The following is an 18353-nucleotide window of genomic DNA, read 5'->3' as shown; positions in this document are numbered from 1 at the left end:
CGCGCGGCGCGGGATGATCGACCCACGAGATCCCGCGCGGCACGGTCGCCGCGCGGCCGGTGCGCCGTCGTCCACCACCCCTCGGCGACGGCCGTGACGAGGAGGTCGCGCCATGAGCCTGACGAGCCCACCCGTTCCCCCGCCCGCTCCCGGGCTCCCCCGCCCGGACGGGCGACCGGGCCTGGACAAGGTCGTCGCGTCGGCCGCCGAGGCCGTGGCCGACGTGCCCGACGGCGCGTCGCTCGCCGTCGGCGGGTTCGGCCTGTGCGGCAACCCGGTCGCGCTCATCGAGGCGCTGCTCGCGCAGGGGACGCGCGACCTGTGGGTCGTGAGCAACAACTGCGGCGTCGACGACTGGGGTCTCGGACTGCTCCTGCGGGCCGGGCGGATCCGGCGGATGACGAGCTCGTACGTCGGCGAGAACAAGGAGTTCGAGCGTCAGTTCCTCTCCGGGGAGCTCGAGCTCGAGCTCACGCCGCAGGGCACCCTCGCGGAGAAGCTGCGCGCCGGCGGGTCCGGGATCGCAGGCTTCTGGACACGCACCGGCGTCGGCACGCAGGTCGCCGAGGGCGGCCTGCCCCAGCGGTACGACGGCGCGGGCGGGGTCGCCCGGGCGAGCTCGCCGAAGGAGGTGCGCGCGTTCGGCGTGGGCCCGCGCGGGCTGGACGGCACCTTCGCGGACGAGGCCGAGTTCGTCCTCGAGGAGGCGATCACCACCGACTTCGCGCTCGTCCACGCACAGCGCGGGGACCGGCACGGCAACCTCGCGTTCCACCGCTCGGCCCGCAACTTCTCCCCGCTCGCCGCGATGGCCGGGCGCGTGTGCGTCGCGCAGGTCGAGGAGCTCGTCGAGCCCGGCGCGATCGACCCCGACGCCGTCCACCTGCCCGGCGTGTTCGTGCACCGCGTGGTCGAGGTCGGGACCGACGCGCCGAAGCGCATCGAGCGACGCACGGTCCGGCCCGCTGCGGAGACCGGCCGGCCCGCGCCCGCGGCGTCGGGCACCGCTCCCGCCGTCCCCACCCCGAAGGAGGGCTGAGACGTGCCGCTCACGCGTGACGAGATGGCCGCGCGCGCAGCGCGCGAGCTGCAGGACGGCTGGTACGTCAACCTCGGGATCGGTCTGCCGACCCTCGTGCCCAACCATGTCCCCGCCGACAGGCACCTCGTGCTGCAGTCGGAGAACGGGATCCTCGGCGTGGGGCCCTACCCGACCGAGGACGCGGTCGACCCCGACCTCATCAACGCCGGGAAGGAGACCGTGACCGTCCTGCCCGGCGCGGCGTTCTTCGACTCCGCCCTGAGCTTCGGCATGATCCGCGGCGGCAAGATCGACGCCGCGATCCTCGGGGGCATGCAGGTCTCCGAGGGCGGCGACCTCGCCAACTGGATGATCCCCGGCAAGATGGTCAAGGGCCCAGGTGGCGCGATGGACCTCGTGCACGGCGCAGCCCGGGTGATCGTGCTCATGGAGCACGTCGCGCGCGACGGGTCGCCGAAGATCCTGCGGTCGTGCTCCCTCCCCCTGACCGGGCGGGGCGTCGTGCACCGGGTCATCACCGACCTCGCCGTCATCGACGTGACCCGGCACGGGCTCGTGCTGCGCGAGACCGCGCCCGGCGTGAGCGTCGACGAGGTGCGCTCGGCGACCGGGCCGGAGCTCACCGTCGCGCTCGACGACGCACCGCTCGCCGCGTCGTGACCGCGCGCGCCCGGGGTAGCGTGGGAGACAGCGGCGCCACACCCCCGACGCCCGCGCAGACACCGCCGTCCGCACCCCTGGAGGTCCCGCAGTGAGCACCACCGGCTTCTCCCCCGACCGCTCCCCCGACCGCGCCGAGGACGTCGTCGTGGTCGCCGCCGCCCGCACGCCCCAGGGGCGGCTCAAGGGCTCGCTCGCCGCGCTGAGCGCGGTGGATCTCGGCGCCGTGGCCGCGCGCGCCGCGGTCGAGCGCTCCGGGCTGGGCGCCGACGCGGTCGACGCCGTGGTCTTCGGGCAGGTGGTCCAGGCGGGCGCCGGCCAGAACCCGGCGCGCCAGACGGCGGCCGCCGCAGGCGTCGGCTGGGAGGTCCCCGCGGTGACCGTCAACAAGGTGTGCCTGTCCGGGCTCACGGCGGTGATCGACGGGACGCGGATGATCCGGTCGGGCGAGGCCGAGGTCGTGCTCGTCGGCGGCCAGGAGTCGATGACGAACGCGCCGCACCTGTTGCCGGGCGCGCGCGCCGGGTTCGCGTTCGGCGACGCGACGCTCGTCGACGCGGTCGCGCGCGACGGGCTCACCGACGCGTTCGACCGGGCGTCCATGGGCGTCTCCACCGAGCGGACCAACACGGGCGACGTGTTCGTCTCGCGCGAGGAGCAGGACGCCGTCGCCGCCGCGTCGCACCAGCGCGCCGCGGACGCGGCGAAGGACGGCCTGTTCGACGCCGAGCTCGCGCCCGTGAGCGTGCCGCAGCGTCGCGGCGAGCCCGTCGAGGTCCGTGACGACGAGGGCGTGCGCCCCGACACGACGGCCGACGGCCTCGCCCGGCTGCGCCCCGCGTTCGACCCCGAGGGCACCATCACCGCCGGCAACGCGTCGCAGATCTCCGACGGCGCCGCAGCGCTGGTCCTCACCACGCGCGCCCGCGCCGAGGCGGCGGGGTCGACGGTGCTCGCGACGGTCCGCACGTGGGGCCAGGTGGCCGGGCCGGACACCTCGCTGCACTCCCAGCCCGCGCGGGCGATCCGCCAGGCGCTCGACCGCGCCGGGTGGGACGTCACCGACCTCGACCTCGTCGAGATCAACGAGGCGTTCGCGACGGTGGTCGCCGTCTCGACGCGCGTCCTCGGCGTCGACCCCGAGATCGTCAACGTGCACGGTGGCGGGATCTCGCTCGGGCACCCGATCGGCGCGTCCGGCGCGCGGCTCGCCGTCCACGCGGCGCACGAGCTCGCGCGGCGCGGGGGCGGCCGGGCCGCCGTCGGGCTGTGCGGCGGCGGCGGCCAGGGCGAGGCGCTGCTGCTCGAGGCGTAGCTCGTCCCGGGACCGGGCCCGAGATCTCGTCGAGCAGCCCACGACGGACCGGTACCTGTTCGAGGGGACGACGCGGGACCGCTCCCCTACGCTCGCCGTTGTGCACGCCACCGTCGCGGAGATCCGCGTCCCCGAACCCGTCGACGAGGCGCCGCGGCGGCGCGGGGCGTGGGGACGGTGGTTGCGGCGGTTCTCGGCGACCGGGCTGGTGCTCGCGCTCGTGTGGTTCTGCGTGTCGTTCACGCCGTCGCTCATCCCGCGCGCCTGGTACTACCAGGCCGTGATCTCGGGCGTGAGCGCGATCGGCGGGTACGGGCTCGGCGCGCTCGTCGAGTGGTTCGCGGTGAAGGTCGGGCTGCGGATCCGGTGGTCCGCACGCGCGAGCCGCGTCGCGTGGTGGGTGCTCGCCGGGGCGGCGGCGGTGCTCGTGCCGCTCTCGCTCGTCCTCGGCGCGCGGCGGCAGATCGAGCTGAGGCACCTGTTCGGCATGTCCGAGGACGTCCCGGGCCGCGAGGTCGTGACGCTCCTCCTCGCGCTGCTCGTCGCGCTGCTCGTCCTCCAGACGGCGCGCGGGCTGCGCCGGCTCGCGCACTGGTTGAGCCTGCTCGTCGACAACGTCGTCCCCGTGCCCGTCGCACGGTTCGCCAGCGGCGTGATCGTCGCGGTCGTCGTCGTGCTCGTCGTCAACGGCGTGATCTGGTCCGGGGTGCTCAGTGCCCTCAACGGGATCTTCGCGACGGCGAACGACGAGATCAGTCCCCGGCTCACCCCACCGGCCCGGCCCGAACGGTCCGGGTCCGAGGCCTCCCCCGAGACGTGGGAGTCGCTCGGTGCGGAGGGCCGCAAGTTCGTCGTCTCCGGGCCGACCCTCGACGAGCTGCGGGCGTTCGCGCAGGCGGGCGACGTCGTCGACCCCGCGGACGTGCTCGAGCCCATCCACGCGTACGCGGGCCTCGACGCGGACGGCGACCTCGACGCGACAGCCGCCCGCGTCGTCGACGAGCTCGACCGGACGGACGCCTGGGACAGGTCCGTCCTCGTCGTCGTGACGACGACCGGCACCGGCTGGGTCGACCCGGCGATGACCGAGGCGCTCGAGCTCATGCACGGCGGTGACACCGCGATCGCGAGCATGCAGTACTCGTACCTGCCGAGCTGGATCAGCTTCGTCGGCGACCGGTCCACCCCGCCCGCCGCGGGCAAGGCGCTCTTCGAGGCCGTGTACGACCGGTGGTCCGAGCTGCCCGAGGACGACCGCCCACGCCTGCTCGCGTCCGGCATCTCCCTCGGGTCGTTCGGCATGCAGGGCGCGTTCAGCGGCGTCCAGGACCTCGAGGCCCGCACCGACGGCGCGATGTTCACCGGGACGCCCGGGTTCACGCCGCTGTGGCGCGAGCTCACGGACGCGCGCGACCCCGGGTCGCTCGAGTACGCGCCCATGCTCGACGGCGGTCGGCAGGTCCGCTGGGGCGATCCGGTCCGCACCGGGGTCGCGGACGTGTGGGGTCCGGGCCCTCGCTGGGAGGACCCGCGCGTCGTCTACCTGCAGCACGCGTCCGACGGCGTCACGTGGTGGTCGCCCGAGACGCTGTGGTCGGAGCCCGACTGGCTGCGCGAGCCCCGCGGCCCGGACGTGCTCGGCGACGTGCGGTGGTACCCGTTCGTCACGTTCTGGCAGCTCACGGGCGACCTGTTCGTCGCGGCGGCCTCGGACATCCCGTCCGGCCACGGCCACGTCTACGAGCTGGAGTACGCCGACGGCTTCGCGGTCCTGCACGCGCCGGACGGCTGGACGGAGGCCGACACCACGCGGCTCAAGGCCGCGATGGACGCGCCGGTCCAGGGCGGCTCGATCGGCTGAGCCCGAGTACACCTCGGCCGTCCCGCGGCTGACGTCGTGCAGGTGTCGGCGCCTGGCGGGGAGTCAGTCCCTGACGACCGAGGTCCCCTCACCGCCGTCGTCGACCGTCGGGGCGTCGCCGCTCTCGTACGAGATGCGCACGCCGTTGCCGCTGACCTCGACCGTCGCCACGCTGCCGACCTCGACGCGGGCGCCGTGACCGGAGACGACGACGGCCTCGACGTGACCGTCGACGTCCACGCGCGCGTCGTTCCCGGAGATCTCGAGGCTCTCGAGGTCGCTGGCCTCGACGTCCACCTCCGTGCCGTGGCCCGTGAGGAGCACGGTCGAGCACCCGCCCACGACGTCGACCTCCGCGCCGTCCGCGCTGATCTCGACCGCGCCGCCCGCGCAGTCGACCCGGGCGTCGCGGGCACCGTGCTCGGCGAACACCTGACGGTCCGTCGCGTCGTCGGCCGTCCCGCCGCCCGCGTCCCCGTCGTCCGCGTTCCCGTCGTCCGCACCGCCGTCCGCCGGCGCCGTCACCGTCTCGGTGACCGTCTCCGGGTCCTCGGGGTCACCACCGCAGGCGGCGAGGCCCAGGACGAGGACGGCGGGCACGGCGAGGAGGGCGAGTCGGCGCGGGGTCATGCCCTCCATCGTCGGGAGGGGGTGCCGACCGGGCAACCGGGAGCGGCTCCTGCTGGCGGTGACGTCCGGCACGCTACGCCGGCGCGTGCCGATCGAGGAAGCTGAAGACCTCCGTCTGGTCGACGCCCGGGAACGCTCCCGCCGGCATCGCCGCGAGCATCGACGCGTGCGGTCGCGCGCTCGGCCACGCCTGACCGGACCACCGGTCCGAGAGGGCGTCGGGCGGACGGCGGCAGCACGCGCCGTCGGGACAGCGGGAGACGAGGCGCTCGGTGGTGTCGCGCCCGAGGAACCACTTCACGTGCGCGAACGGCACCCCGACGCTCACCGAGAAGTCGCCGTCCGCGGAGCCCTGGACCCGGGACGTGCACCAGTACGTGCCGCTCGGGGTGTCGGTGTACTGGCTGAACGGGCTGAGCCGGTCCTCGACGGCGAACACCGTGCGCGCGGTCCAGCTGCGGCACACGTACTGGCCCTCGACCGCGCCGAGCGGGTCGGCGGGGAAGCGGACGCCGTCGTTCTCGTAGGCCTTGTGGATGACGCCGGACTCGTGGACCTTCATGAAGTGCACCGGGATGCCCAGGTGCTTGGACGCCAGGTTCGTGAACCGGTGCGCCGCGGTCTCGTACGAGACCGCGAACGCGTCGCGCAGGTCCTCGATGGAGATCTCGCGCGCCTCCTTCGCGGTCCGCAGCGCCTTGACGGCGTGACGCTCGGGCAGCAGCAGCGCCGCGGCGAGGTAGTTCGCCTCCACGCGCTGGCGCAGGAACTCGCGGTAGTCACCCGGCTCGGCGTGCCCCAGGACGTGGGGCGCCAGGGCCTGCAGGAGCGCCGACGTCGCGTTGGACCGCCCGCGCATCCCGTTGCTCGGCAGGTAGACCCGGCGGTGCCGCAGGTCGAGCACGGAGCGCGTCGAGTGCGGCAGGTCGCCGACGTAGTGCAGCGTGAAGCCCAGGTGGGACGCGATCTCGGCCGCCACACGCTGCGGCAGCGGACCGCCGGCGTGGCCGACGCCGTCGAGCAGCTCCGCCGCGGCGTCCTCCAGCTCGGGGAAGTAGTTGTCCTGCGCGCGCATCGTGGCGCGCAGCTCGGCGTTGGCGCGACGCGCCTCCTCCGGCGTCGCCGCGCGCTCGGTGTGCAGGCGCTCGAGCTCCCGCCGCAGCGCGACGATCGTCTCGAGCGCGTCGGTCGGCAGCGACTTGCCGACGCGCACCGGCCGCAGGCCGAGCGCGTCGAAGAGCGGGCCGCGCTGCGCGCGCTCGAGCTCGATCTCCAGCGCGTCGCGCCGTGACGGCGGCTCGGCGGAGAGCAGGTCGTCGAGGCTCGCGCCGAGGGCGCGCGCGACGGCCTGGAGCTGCGCGAACCGGGGCTCGCGCCGCCCGTTCTCGAGCAGCGACACCTGCGACGGCGCGCGGCCGATCGCGGCGCCGAGCTCGTCGAGCGTCATGCCCCGCTCGGTCCGCAGGTGGCGGATGCGCCGGCCGATCGTCAGGGCGTCGGGCTCGCTCTCGAGCGGGATCTCCGCATGTTCCGCGATTCCGGCCGGTCGCGTCGTCGGGATAGCCATGACCCGAGAGTGACACACGCCACTCCTTGCGCACAACAGAAGAACAGCGAATCTTTCGCTCGATCTGGCTTGAGAACGCGCTTGCGGAGGCACGAAGGTCGAAACACGGCCTCACCGCGAGGCCGACGATCGATCCGCAGGACGTCGGACGAGCACACGCGTCACCGACGACTCACCACAGGAGGCACCCCGTGAACAGGCCCACCATCGTCAGCCGCCGGTCCGCGACCGAGTACGTCGGCGGTCCCCGCACGCTCGGCACCGTCCTCCCCGCGGACGGCACGGCGGGTGTCCGGGCAGGCGGGTCGTCGCAGCAGGTCGGGCACGACGCCGCGAGCGCGGGACGCGACACGGCCCGCCCGGGAGACCAGACCCAGACCGCCGCCAACCTCGCCCGGTCCTGGGCCGAGGACGTCCGCTGGGACGGGATCGCCCGCGACTACACCGCGCAGGACGTCGTCGCGCTGCGCGGCTCGGTGCGCGAGGAGCACACGCTCGCACGCCGCGGCGCCGAGCGCCTCTGGGAGCAGCTCCACACCGAGGAGTGGGTCGCCGCGCTCGGCGCGTACACCGGCAACCAGGCCGTGCAGCAGGTGCGCGCCGGCCTGCAGGCCATCTACCTGTCGGGTTGGCAGGTCGCAGCGGACGCCAACCTGTCCGGCCAGACCTACCCCGACCAGTCGCTCTACCCGGCGAACTCCGTGCCCGCCGTCGTGCGCCGTATCAACAACGCGCTGCTGCGCGCGGACCAGGTGGAGACGGCGGAGCGGGCCGGGAACGCTGATCCCGCCGCCGCGCCGGACCGCGACTGGCTCGCCCCGATCGTCGCCGACGCCGAGGCCGGCTTCGGCGGTCCGCTCAACGCCTACGAGCTCATGCACGCGATGATCGCGGCCGGCGCCGCGGGCGTGCACTGGGAGGACCAGCTCGCGTCGGAGAAGAAGTGCGGGCACCTGGGCGGCAAGGTGCTCGTGCCGACGGCGCAGCACGTCCGCACGCTCAACGCGGCCCGGCTCGCCGCCGACGTCGCGGGCGTGCCGTCGGTGATCGTCGCGCGGACCGACTCGCTCGCCGCGGACCTGCTGACGTCCGACGTCGACGAGCGGGACCAGCCGTTCCTCACGGGCGAGCGCACGGCCGAGGGCTTCTACCGGGTCCGGCCGGGCGAGGACGCGGTGGTCGCACGCGGCCTCGCGTACGCGCCGTACGCCGACCTGCTCTGGGTCGAGACGGGGACGCCCGACCTCGGGCTGGCCCGGCGCTTCGCCGAGGCGGTCCACGCGGAGCACCCCGGCAAGAAGCTCGCGTACAACTGCTCGCCGTCGTTCAACTGGCGCAAGCACCTCGACGACGCGCAGATCGCGAGCTTCCAGAAGGAGCTCGCCGCGATGGGCTACGCGTTCCAGTTCATCACCCTCGCCGGCTTCCACGCCGTCTCGCACTCCATGTTCGAGCTCGCGCGCGGCTACAAGGACCGTGCGATGAGCGCCTACGTCGAGCTGCAGGAGGCCGAGCTCGCCTCCGAGGCCGACGGCTACACCGCCACCCGCCACCAGCGGGAGGTCGGCACCGGCTACTTCGACCGGGTCGCCACGGCTCTCAACCCCGACGCCGCCACCCTCGCGCTCGCCGGGTCCACCGAGACCGCCCAGTTCCACTAGACCCCCGCGAGGTAGTACCGCAGTCCGCGAGGTAGTACCCCGGTCTCCGACCGCGGTACTACCTCGGCGGACCCCGGTACTACCTGGCCGGACCCCTGTACTACCTCGCGTCCACGATCTCCGGAGCCCGCCATGACCACCACGACCACGTCCACCACCTCTCCCCCGCGCACGTCCGGCGGACTGCCCGACGGCGGCCCGCACCGGGGCGCACCGGCCCGCCCCGCGCCGTCGGGCACCACGAGCCGCGCGCCGCAGGGCACGCTGCGCGTGACCGGTACGCTCGGCGAGCGGTACCGCGAGATCCTCACGCCCGAGGCGCTCGACTTCCTCACCGCGCTGCACGACCGGTTCGTGGCGCGCCGCCACGAGCTGCTCATGGACCGCCAGCAGCGCCGGCAGGACGTCGCCGACGGGATCGACCCCGACTTCCGCGCCGAGACCCGACCGGTCCGTGACGACCCGTCGTGGCGCGTCGCCGGCTCGACCGGGGCGCCCGGCCTCGAGGACCGGCGCGTCGAGATCACCGGACCCACCGATCCCAAGATGGCGATCAACGCCCTCAACTCCGGCGCCAAGGTGTGGCTCGCCGACGCCGAGGACGCGTCGTCGCCCACGTGGCGCAACGTGGTCGAGGGCCAGCTCGCGCTGCACGACGCGATCCGCGGCACGCTCGAGCACACGAGCGCGGAGGGCAAGCAGTACCGCCTGCGCTCGACGACGCTGACCGACCTCCCGACGATCGTGTTCCGTCCGCGCGGGTGGCACCTCATCGAGAAGCACATGCGGTACGTCGACAGGGCGGGTGTGAGCGTCTCGGCGTCCGCGTCGCTCGTGGACTTCGGCCTGTACCTCTTCCACAACGCCCACGAGCTCGTCGAGCGCGGCCGCGGGCCGTACTTCTACCTGCCGAAGCTCGAGGGCTACCGCGAGGCGCGGCTGTGGAACGACGTCTTCGAGTTCGCCCAGGAGTGGGTCGGGATCGAGCAGGGGACGATCCGGGCCACGGTGCTGGTCGAGACGCTGCCCGCGGCGTTCGAGATGGAGGAGATCCTCCACGAGCTGCGCGACCACTGCGCCGGGCTCAACGCGGGACGCTGGGACTACCTGTTCTCGGTGATCAAGGCCTTCCGCACGCGCGGCGACCAGTACGTGCTGCCCGACCGCGCGCAGGTCACCATGACGGCCCCGTTCATGCGCGCGTACACCGAGCTCCTCGTGTCCACGTGCCACCGGCGCGGGGCGCACGCGATCGGCGGGATGAGCGCGTTCATCCCCGACCGGCGCCGGCCCGACGTCACGGAGCGCGCGCTCGAGCAGGTGCGGGCCGACAAGCGGCGCGAGGCGACGGACGGGTTCGACGGCACGTGGGTCGCGCACCCCGACCTCATCGAGGTCGCGCGCGCCGAGCTCGACGCGGTGCTCGGCGACAGGCCGAACCAGGTGTCGCGTCTGCGGGAGGACGTGCGCGTGGGCCAGCACGAGCTGCTCGACATCGGCTCGGCGCGGCGCGCGGGGGCCACCGTCACCGCGGCCGGGCTCCGCGCGAACGTGTCGGTCGGCGTGCGCTACGTCGAGTCGTGGCTGCGCGGGGTCGGCGCCGCGGCGATCGACCACCTCATGGAGGACGCCGCGACCGCCGAGATCTCGCGCTCGCAGGTGTGGCAGTGGATCGCGTCCGGGACGCGCACGGAGAACGGCGTGCCGATCACGCGCGAGCGCGTCGAGGCGCTGCTCGCCGAGATCGTCGACGACCTGCCCCGCACGCCCGGGAACAGGGTCGACGACGCGGCCTCCGTGTTCCGCGCCGTCGCGCTCGCCGAGGACTTCCCGACGTTCCTCACCATCGGGGCGTACTCGCAGTTCCTCGTCGGCTCGGACGTCGACCAGCCGCGGTGAGCTGACGACCGTCCGACGTGGGCCGACGTCGACGCGGCCGTGGTCGTGGCCCGTCCGGATCCCCGGGCGGGCCACGACCGCGTGCGTCAGCGTGCGCCCGCGGAGGCACCGTGCCGCAGCCGCCCGCCAGTCAGGCCTCGTCGACGACTGCGTCGGTCGTCCCCCGGTTCGCCTCGAGCGCGCGCTCGATCTCCAGCACGATCGCGCCGGCGGCGAGGTAGTCGTCGCCGGTGCCCTGCTCCCGCTCGCGCGCCAGCGCGGCACGCAGCTCGCGGACGGCGAGGAGCGCCGGCTCCCGGTCCGCGTCGGGGCCCTCGCGGACCACGGCGGCGAGCGCGCCGAGCGCCTCGGCGACCGGGTTGCGCAGCTCCGCGCCGAGCACCCGGCGGTCCGGCTCCACGTCGTCCCGCTCCCCCTCCGTGAGGATGCGCACCAGGTCGGTGACGACGGCGGTCGTCACGGACAGCCGCTCGGACTTCAGCTCCTGCTCGTGGAGGCGCACGCGTTGTCGGCGCGCCCGGACGTTGAGCCGCTGCGCGTCGCGGGCCTCGTCCGCGGCGCGGCGTGCCCCGTCGACCGCCGGCGCGACGGCCCGACGCCGCTCCTCCCACTCCTCCTTGCGGGGGGCGCGGTCGCCGTACAGGCCGTCGGCGAGGGCCTCGAGCTGGTCGGCGAGGACCTCCCCGAGCTCGTCGAGCGCAGCCTCCGACGGCGCGAGCGGCAACGGCGGCGCGACGAGGTTCACGAGCACGCCGACCCCCGCCCCGACGACCACGAGCCCGATGTAGGCGACGACGAACTCCGACTGGTCCCGGGCGCCTCCGATCACGAGGACGAAGAGCGCCGACGTCACGGTCCACTGGCCCATGTCGCCGAGGGTGCGCCACCCCGCGAGGAGGCTCGCCACGACGACGACGACCGCGACGGTGAGCGAGTCGGTCGGCAGCAGCAGGTCGAGCGTTCCCGCGACCGCCGCGCCGACGACGATGGCGAGGGTCGCGCGCACCGACTGGCTCACCGACCGTGCGGCGGTCGAGGACGTCGCGACGACCGCGCCGAGCGGCGCGTAGTAGCGGTACTCGGCGAACGGGTCGGGGAACGCGAGACCGATCACCCACGCGACCCACCACGCCAGGCCGGCCGCGATCCCGGAGCGCAGCGCGACCGCCCAGGCGGGGTGCGTCGCCATCCACCGCACCGTCCGGGACGCGCGGCGACGCACGACGAGCCGGGGGGCTGGGGACGACGTGTCGGGCATGTCGACATCCTCGGTCGACAGCGCCGTGCTCGCCTGGTCGAGCCTGCCGGGCCGTGCCAGAGTCGTCGCCATGCGACACGCCTCGGGGCACCGGTGAGCGGGTTCCGTCCGCTGCGGGCGGCGCGCGCATGGTGGCAGGGCGTGCGCCCCGCGCGCGGGACCTTCTGGTCCTCCGCGAGCGCCGGGGTGCCCGGGGCGGTCGGCGGCGTGCCGGACGGCATGGCCGCGGCGACCCTCGTCGGCGTCAACCCGATCCACGGGCTGTACGCGACGGCCGTCGGCCGGATCGCGGGCGGGCTCACCGTCGACTCGCAGCGCATGATCGTCACGACGACGGGCGCGGCCGCCCTCGCCGCCGGCTCGGCGGTCGGGGCCGTAGACCCGGACGACCGGCTCGGCGCGCTCGTCCTCATGACGACGCTCGCCGGCGTGCTCATGGTCCTCGCCGGCGCGGCGCGGCTGGGACGGCTCACGGGTTTCGTCTCCCACTCGGTCATGACGGGGTTCCTCACCGGTGTGGCCGTCAACATCCTCCTCGGGCAGCTCGCGGCGCTCACCGGCGTGCACCCGACGTCTCCCGTGGCGGTCGGCGACGCCTACCAGGTGATCACGTCGCCGGGGACGTGGGACCTGCCCACCGTCGTCGTCGGGGCGAGCGCGGTCCTCCTGCTCCTCCTGCTCGCCCGCACGCGGATCGCGCCGTTCGCCGCCGTCGTGGCGCTCGTCGTCACCGCCGTCGGGGTGTGGGCCCTGCAGGCCGGCTCGGTCGAGCTGGTCGCCGACTCCGGGGCGATCCCCGTCGGCCTGCCCGCTCCGGCCGTGCCGCAGCTCGGCCTCATCTCCACCGACGTGGTCGTCGGGGCGCTCGCCGTCGCCGCGATCGTGCTGGTCCAGGGCGCGGGCGTCGCCGAGTCCGTGCCGAACCCCGGCGGCCGGCGGGCGGACTCCGACAGGAACTTCGTCGGCCAGGGCGTCGCGAACATCGCCGTCGGCGTGTTCCGCGGCATCCCCGTCGGGGGGTCCGTGGGCCAGACGGCGGTCGCCACCGCGGCCGGAGCGCGCGACCGCTGGGCAGGGATCATGTCGGGCGTGTGGGTGCTCGTCGTGCTCGTGGCGCTGTCCGGGCCGGTCGGTGCGGTGCCCTCCGCGACGCTCGCCGCCGTCCTCGTGGTCGCGTCGGCGGGCTCGATCCGCCTGTCGGCGATGGCGACGGCGTGGCGGACCGGCAACCAGTCGCAGATCGCCATGGCGACGACGTTCCTCGCGACGCTCCTGCTCCCCGTCGCGGCCGCCGTCGGCATCGGTGCCGCGCTGTCGATCCTGCTCCAGGCCAACCGCGAGTCGCAGGACCTGCGGATCGTGCGGCTCGTGCGGCAGGACGACGGCCGCGTCCGCGAGGAGCCCGCGCCGCGCCGTCTGCCCGGGCGGGAGGTGACCGTGCTCGACGTGCACGGGAGCCTGTTCTACGCCGGGGCGCGGTCCCTCGAGGCCGCGCTGCCCGACCCGTCGGGGGCGCGCGAGGCGGTGGTCGTGCTCCGTCTGCGCGGCCGCGCGAGCCTCGGCGCCACCGCGTTCACGGTCCTCGCGGCCTACGCCGACCGGCTCGGCGCGGACGGGGGCCGTCTGTTCGTCAGCGGGGTGGACCCGGCGCTCGCGGACCTGTTCCGCCACGTCATCGACCTGCGCGAGCACGAGCGCATCGCCGTGTTCCCCGCGCGTCCGGTGATCGGCGAGTCGACCGCCGAGGCGCGCCGGCACGCGGAGGCGTGGTTGGTCCACGGCGTCGAGACGCAGGAGATCCCCGTCGTGCGGGGCCCCGGACCGCTGCGGCGCCTGTGGTCACGGGCGCGGCGCGGCATGCGGCGCGACTGACGTCAGGGGCCTCGGCCGACGCCGGGTCGCCGGGTCGCCGGGTCGCCGGGTCGCCGGCGTCAGGACAGCGCGCGCACGAGCTCGGGACGCTGGGCGGCCAACCACGCCTCGTTCTCCCGGATGCGGTCGCCGACCCCGTCGTCCCACATCCGCTGCCACCCTCCGCCGCGCGTCGCGGCGGCGTGCCGCATCGCGTACCAGCTCCGCGCGAACCGCCGGGCGAGCACGTCGAGGAGGGCGAGCCGCTCGGACCGGTCGAGGCCGTACGCCTCCGCGAAGAGGCGCGTGCGTCGTCCGGCGTCGAGGTCCCGGGTGACGGCGGGACGCGCGTCCGGAGGGCTGATCGGCGCCCAGTAGAGGAGCGTGGTCGCCACGTCCAGGAGCCGGGTCGTGGGCGCCGCGAGGTCGAAGTCGACGACACCGACCAGGCGGTGCGGCCCCTGCGGGTCCTCGCCGACGGGGAGGAAGAGCGCGTTCTCGACCGTCACGTCGTTGTGCCCGACGACGTCCGGCGCGTCGAACACGTCCGGCACTTCGGGGAACTGGGCACGCTCGGGCCACGCGACCCCGTCGGGGAGGACCACGTCCGTCGACACGTCGTGCAGGGCCCGCTGCCACTCGCCGAGCTGCCCGAGGATCTCCTCGTCGGTCGCCCAGGCCTGCGGCGGCCGCCCGCCCATCTCCCCCGGCAGGAATGTCACGACCTCGCGGCCGTCGTCGTCGACCCCGAGGAAGCGCGGCGCGCGCTCGAACCCGACGCGCTCGAGGTGCAGCAGGTACGCCTCGACGGCCGGGCTGTGCGGGCCGCGCGGGCGACGCACCGTGTCACCGCGGCGCACGAGGCCGTCGGACACGTCGCCCCCGAGGAGCGGTACCTCGACCTCGTCGGTCGTGCGGTCGACGAACCGGGTGGTCTGGCTCATACCGGACACCCTTGCACGAGACGTCGGCGCGGGCCAGACCCCGCGCGGTCGGCGCGAGACGCGCTCCGCCGGGCGTTCTGGTGATGGCTCCCGGCGATGTGCGAAGATCCGCTCGCGCACGGCACGTCATCGAGGACCGGGCGAGCCGAGCCCGACGACGAGCCACCCGGAGCCGCACGTGAGCGACCTCTTCGCCCCGCCCACACCCCGGCGCGGTGACGTGCCGCGCACCGCGCCCCGACGACGCCACTACCGGCCCCCGTCGCCCCTCCCGCCGTGCTGCCGGGCCACGCCGGGCCGGGAGGTCAGGTCCCGCTCGTGTCCTTCACGCCGCCTGGGTCGCCGCCGCAGGTCCACGTGCCGGGACCCCTGCCGTCGCGCGGCCCCTCGGCCGTGACGGTCGGCGTCGTGGCCGCCGTCGTCGGGCTGGCGCTGGGCGTGACCGGGGGGACGGCGCTCGGCCGGACGGTCCCCGGCCCCGACACCGCGCAGGCCGAGACCGGCGACACCGGCGGTGGGACCACCGACGGCAGCGAGCTCGCCGGGCCCGACAGCCCCGAGGAGCAACCTGCCCCGGACGACGCGGTGACCACGGACGACTCGGTGGCCACGGACGACTCGGTGGCCACGGACGACTCGGTGGCCACCGACCGAGGAGCCGGGCCGTCGGGCAGCACGACCGCGGCGCCCGAGGAAGGGTCGTCGCGGGCGCCGTCGGAGCCCGGCGTCGTCGTCGACCACGCCGATCCCGCCGACTACCCCGACGGCGGCGGACCCACGAACCCGTGGCCCTTCGGCGACACCTACTGGACCGACCGGTGGGAGGTGACGGTCGAGCCGCCGCACGACGCCACGGCGGCCGTCCTCGCGCACGACGCGTCGAACGCCGCACCCCGCCACGGCGACGAGTTCTGGGTGGTCCCGCTCGAGGCGACGTACACCGGGACGCTCCCGACCGGCACGGCGTGGCGGCAGGTGAAGGTCGCGTTCGTCGACGGGTCCGGGGTCGTGCACACGACCCCCTGCGGCGCCGTCCCCGACGACCTCGCCGCAGCGCCCGACGTGGCGTCCGGCGAGACCGCCCACGGGGTCGTGTGCGTCGCGGTGCCCGCGGGCGCCGAGGGCCTCTGGAAGGTCACACTCGGTACCTCCGCCCCGATGTACCTGGCCCCGGAGGCGGGACGATGACGCTGCCCCCCGGCCTGCTCCCCCGCGTGCACGAAGACACCCGCCGCCCGTCACCGTACGCACCGGCAGGCGGCCCCGACCGCGCCACGGCTCCTCGTCCGGTCGGCGGCGCGACGACGACGCGACGCCGCGTCGTCGTCGGCGTCGTCAGCGGCTCGACGGCGCTCGTCGTCGGAGGGGTCGTCGCCTTCGCGGGCAGCTATCTCGCCAGCAACGGGGAGGCCCTGCTCGCCTCCCCGAGCGACCTCTCCGACGACGGGTGGTACGAGGAGGACTGGTACGGCGACGACTGGTCGGACGACGAGGTCTGGTCGGAGGCCCCGGGCAGCGGCACCGCCGCCGACCCGTGGCCCGTGGGAGCCACCGTCTACGGACCGCGCTGGGACGTCACCCTCGGGACCCCGCGCGACGCGACCGCCGAGATCCTCGCCGCCGACCCGGCCGCGACCGCCCCCGAGGACGGGACCGAGTACTGGGTCGTCCCGGCCTCGGCCTACCACTGGGGCCCCGGCAGCGGCGTCAAGACGGCGGAGTCGGTCGCGCTGGCGTTCGTCGGCGCGGACGGTGCCGTGCACTCCGCGCCGTGCGGCGCCGTGCCCGGGGAGCTGCTCACGGTGGGTCGGGTCCCGGTCGGCGCGACCCTGGTCGGGAACCTGTGCGTCGCCGTTCCCGCCAGGGCCGACGGCACGTGGCGGCTCACGTCCGGTGCCGTCGAACCGGTGTACCTCGCGGTCGACGACGGCTGAGGCGCCGACGACGAGATCCTGCGCCGCGGGTCGCAGCGTCATCATCGACGTTGCGGCGGCCGCCGACAGGTTCCCCGCAGCCTTCGTGTCAGTGCAAACCCGACGTCCCGTGGCGAGAGATCCGCGCGACGCGGAACCGTATCGCGCACCAGGACGACGGCGTCGGCGACGAGATCGTCTGGGACACCCTGCGGATCCATCTTCCCGATCTGTTCGAGCGGCTCGGTGGCGCGGCCGATGAGCCCCGACGCCGAGTGCGACGACGGGTGACGCATCCACGTCAGGAGTTATCGCAGAAGGCCGCGGCGTGCACGATCAGCCGTCACACGATGCGGTGGTGGGAGCGCTCGGCGAACCGTTCCATCGCCTCGATGACCTCGACCGCCTGCCAGACGCGATCGCGAGCCCCTCTGCCGATCTGGTCGAGGACGCCGTCCTCGACCAGCCGGTCGATCGCGACCTGGGCGTTCGCCGTCGTGACGCCGAGGCGCTCCGCCGCGAGCCGCGCGTCGAGGACCGGACGCTCGACGAGGAGGTCCGCGAGGCGCCACGCCGACGCACCCCGGCGTGCGCGGATGGCCCCCGCCCACCGGTCACGCGCCTCGGAGACCTCGGCGATCAAGGTGCGGGCGTTGCGCAGCGCGGGAAATACCGCCTCGCACACCTGCACCACGATGGGCTGCGGGTCGTCCCCCGAGCGGTACGCCGTGAGGGCTGCGAAGTACCTCTCGGTCTCGGCGAGGAGGCCGGCGGAGATCGGGACGACGACGTGGCGGGTCAGACCCGCGTGGCGGAGCTGAGCGTGCATCAGCGCGCGCCCGGTGCGCCCGTTGCCGTCAGGGAAGGGGTGGATGTTCTCGAGCTGTGCGTGCGAGACCGCCGTCTGCGCCAGGGCCGGCAGGTCGTCGCGGGCCATGAACTCTGCGAGATCGTCCATGGCCTGCGGCACCAGCCCGGCTCGTGGCGCCACGTAGTCGGCCCCGTGCGGACTCTGCGCCGAACCGCCGATCCACACCGCCGAGTCGCGCCACCGTCCCGCAGCACCGGGCATGTGGTCGCGCATCAGGACCTGATGCATGGCCAGGACGGCGTCAGCGTCCAACCTTTCGGAGCCGTCGAGCGCCCGTTTCATGGCGGCGACGTTCGCGATGATCTCGTCCGCGTTGGCTCTGCCTCGGCGACCAAGCTCGGCAAGGGCGATGGCTCTTGGCGACGAGGTCAGGTTCTCGATCTGCGACGACGAGGCGGCTTCGGTCCGGAGCAGCAACGACGCGTACGACATCGGGGAGCCCAGCGACTCGCCGTCGAGGCGGGCGATCTCGGCACTCGCCTCGGCGACCAGAGCCATCGTCGAGCCGTCGAGCCGGAGCTCCGCCCGCGCGATACGAGCCGGCACGGCGGCCTCAAAGGATCCCCGGCGGCGGCTCCGGCCCGCACGAGGTCCGTACTCGGCATCCGAGGGCTCCCAGACGAGCACCTCCGACCCGAACGTCGGCCACTCCGCTTCCGAAGCCACGCGACCACGTTAGCATTGGAAATAGTAATATTCGATGCTAACGCCGGGATGTCGCCTCGGTTGATCGGCGGTTCGCGGTCGTCGCTTCCCGTCTCGATCAGCGGCGCCCCCGGCGGAGGGTGGGGAGACCGCCGCGGGACTCGCTGGCGCGGTAGAGCGTGTCGTCGAGGTCCTCGGCGGCCGGAGCGTCCTCGAGGTCGAGCAGCGCGCGCTCG

General features: G+C 74.6%; 14 protein-coding genes and 1 pseudogene. 10 read left to right on the top strand and 5 right to left on the bottom strand.

Going from position 1 to position 18353, the window contains the following annotated elements; all coding sequences use genetic code 11:
* The first annotated feature begins 112 nt into the window (after positions 1-112).
* From NFS20_RS18140 to NFS20_RS18125, 4 genes are all read left to right on the top strand, one after another.
* Positions 113-1039, top strand: coding sequence for a CoA transferase subunit A (locus NFS20_RS18140; RefSeq protein WP_251153208.1), 927 nt, complete (start codon positions 113-115; stop codon positions 1037-1039).
* Between the two features lie 3 nt (positions 1040-1042).
* A complete protein-coding gene (locus tag NFS20_RS18135; RefSeq protein ID WP_285821152.1) occupies positions 1043-1702 on the top strand; it encodes a CoA transferase subunit B in 660 nt (219 codons plus the stop codon).
* 91 nt (positions 1703-1793) lie between these two features.
* Positions 1794-3017 (top strand): acetyl-CoA C-acyltransferase, encoded by a 1224-nt coding sequence (locus NFS20_RS18130; protein WP_251153207.1) that lies wholly within the window; start codon positions 1794-1796, stop codon positions 3015-3017.
* Positions 3018-3117: 100 nt separating this feature from the next.
* Entirely contained in the window at positions 3118-4878 is a 1761-nt protein-coding gene (locus NFS20_RS18125; protein ID WP_251153206.1) for an alpha/beta hydrolase, read from the top strand.
* A gap of 63 nt (positions 4879-4941) precedes the next feature.
* Here NFS20_RS18125 and NFS20_RS18120 read toward each other — a convergent pair whose 3' ends face one another.
* Positions 4942-5508, bottom strand: a complete 567-nt coding sequence (locus NFS20_RS18120; protein WP_251153205.1) for a DUF3060 domain-containing protein — start codon at positions 5506-5508, stop codon at positions 4942-4944.
* 73 nt (positions 5509-5581) lie between these two features.
* A complete protein-coding gene (locus NFS20_RS18115; RefSeq protein WP_251153204.1) occupies positions 5582-7075 on the bottom strand; it encodes a helix-turn-helix domain-containing protein in 1494 nt (497 codons plus the stop codon).
* A 191-nt stretch (positions 7076-7266) separates the two neighbouring features.
* On the opposite strand from NFS20_RS18115, the gene aceA reads away from it, so the two are divergent.
* On the top strand, positions 7267-8736 hold the full coding sequence (gene aceA / locus NFS20_RS18110; protein WP_251153203.1) for an isocitrate lyase: 1470 nt from the start codon (positions 7267-7269) through the stop codon (positions 8734-8736).
* Between the two features lie 132 nt (positions 8737-8868).
* Positions 8869-10635 (top strand): malate synthase A, encoded by a 1767-nt coding sequence (aceB, locus tag NFS20_RS18105; protein WP_251153202.1) that lies wholly within the window; start codon positions 8869-8871, stop codon positions 10633-10635.
* A gap of 130 nt (positions 10636-10765) precedes the next feature.
* Here aceB and NFS20_RS18100 read toward each other — a convergent pair whose 3' ends face one another.
* The gene (locus NFS20_RS18100; RefSeq protein WP_251153201.1) at positions 10766-11965 is read right to left on the bottom strand and encodes an aromatic acid exporter family protein; all 1200 of its coding nucleotides are present in this window, start codon (positions 11963-11965) and stop codon (positions 10766-10768) included.
* A gap of 21 nt (positions 11966-11986) precedes the next feature.
* Here NFS20_RS18100 and NFS20_RS18095 point away from each other — a divergent pair, with 21 nt between their 5' ends.
* Positions 11987-13765 (top strand): SulP family inorganic anion transporter, encoded by a 1779-nt coding sequence (locus NFS20_RS18095; protein WP_251153200.1) that lies wholly within the window; start codon positions 11987-11989, stop codon positions 13763-13765.
* Positions 13766-13824: 59 nt separating this feature from the next.
* Here the strand turns inward: NFS20_RS18095 and NFS20_RS18090 are convergent, their stop codons facing one another.
* A complete protein-coding gene (locus tag NFS20_RS18090; RefSeq protein WP_251153199.1) occupies positions 13825-14688 on the bottom strand; it encodes a phosphotransferase in 864 nt (287 codons plus the stop codon).
* A gap of 318 nt (positions 14689-15006) precedes the next feature.
* Between NFS20_RS18090 and NFS20_RS18085 the strand changes: the two genes are divergently transcribed.
* The 3 genes and pseudogenes from NFS20_RS18085 to NFS20_RS22320 all read left to right on the top strand — a co-directional run.
* Positions 15007-15876 (top strand): hypothetical protein, encoded by an 870-nt coding sequence (locus NFS20_RS18085; RefSeq protein ID WP_251153198.1) that lies wholly within the window; start codon positions 15007-15009, stop codon positions 15874-15876.
* A complete protein-coding gene (locus NFS20_RS18080; protein ID WP_251153197.1) occupies positions 15873-16622 on the top strand; it encodes a hypothetical protein in 750 nt (249 codons plus the stop codon). Before NFS20_RS18085 ends, NFS20_RS18080 begins: the two co-directional genes overlap by 4 nt.
* Positions 16532-16828: pseudogene (locus NFS20_RS22320) on the top strand (HepT-like ribonuclease domain-containing protein); the annotation flags it as partial. The gene NFS20_RS18080 and the pseudogene NFS20_RS22320, both read left to right, overlap by 91 nt.
* A 116-nt stretch (positions 16829-16944) precedes the next feature.
* Here NFS20_RS22320 and NFS20_RS18075 read toward each other — a convergent pair.
* Positions 16945-18138, bottom strand: coding sequence for a Fic family protein (locus tag NFS20_RS18075; protein WP_251153196.1), 1194 nt, complete (start codon positions 18136-18138; stop codon positions 16945-16947).
* Positions 18139-18353: the final 215 nt, after the last annotated feature.

It is taken from the genome of Cellulosimicrobium sp. Marseille-Q4280 (assembly GCF_943181405.1).
In the GTDB taxonomy this organism is placed as follows: domain Bacteria; phylum Actinomycetota; class Actinomycetes; order Actinomycetales; family Cellulomonadaceae; genus Cellulosimicrobium.
The sequence above is the reverse complement of the archived record's forward strand: the minus strand, read 5'-3'. Positions and strand labels throughout refer to the sequence as shown.

Bases quoted from the DNA above. Each gene is read 5' to 3' on its own strand.
- NFS20_RS18080 (WP_251153197.1), top strand. From the start codon at position 15,873: ATGACGCTGCCCCCCGGCCTGCTCCCCCGCGTGCACGAAGACACCCGC.
- aceB (WP_251153202.1), top strand. From the start codon at position 8,869: ATGACCACCACGACCACGTCCACCACCTCTCCCCCGCGCACGTCCGGC.
- NFS20_RS18140 (WP_251153208.1), top strand. From the start codon at position 113: ATGAGCCTGACGAGCCCACCCGTTCCCCCGCCCGCTCCCGGGCTCCCC.
- NFS20_RS18100 (WP_251153201.1), bottom strand. From the start codon at position 11,965: ATGGCGACGACTCTGGCACGGCCCGGCAGGCTCGACCAGGCGAGCACG.
- NFS20_RS18115 (WP_251153204.1), bottom strand. From the start codon at position 7,075: ATGGCTATCCCGACGACGCGACCGGCCGGAATCGCGGAACATGCGGAG.
- NFS20_RS18090 (WP_251153199.1), bottom strand. From the start codon at position 14,688: ATGAGCCAGACCACCCGGTTCGTCGACCGCACGACCGACGAGGTCGAG.
- NFS20_RS18120 (WP_251153205.1), bottom strand. From the start codon at position 5,508: ATGACCCCGCGCCGACTCGCCCTCCTCGCCGTGCCCGCCGTCCTCGTC.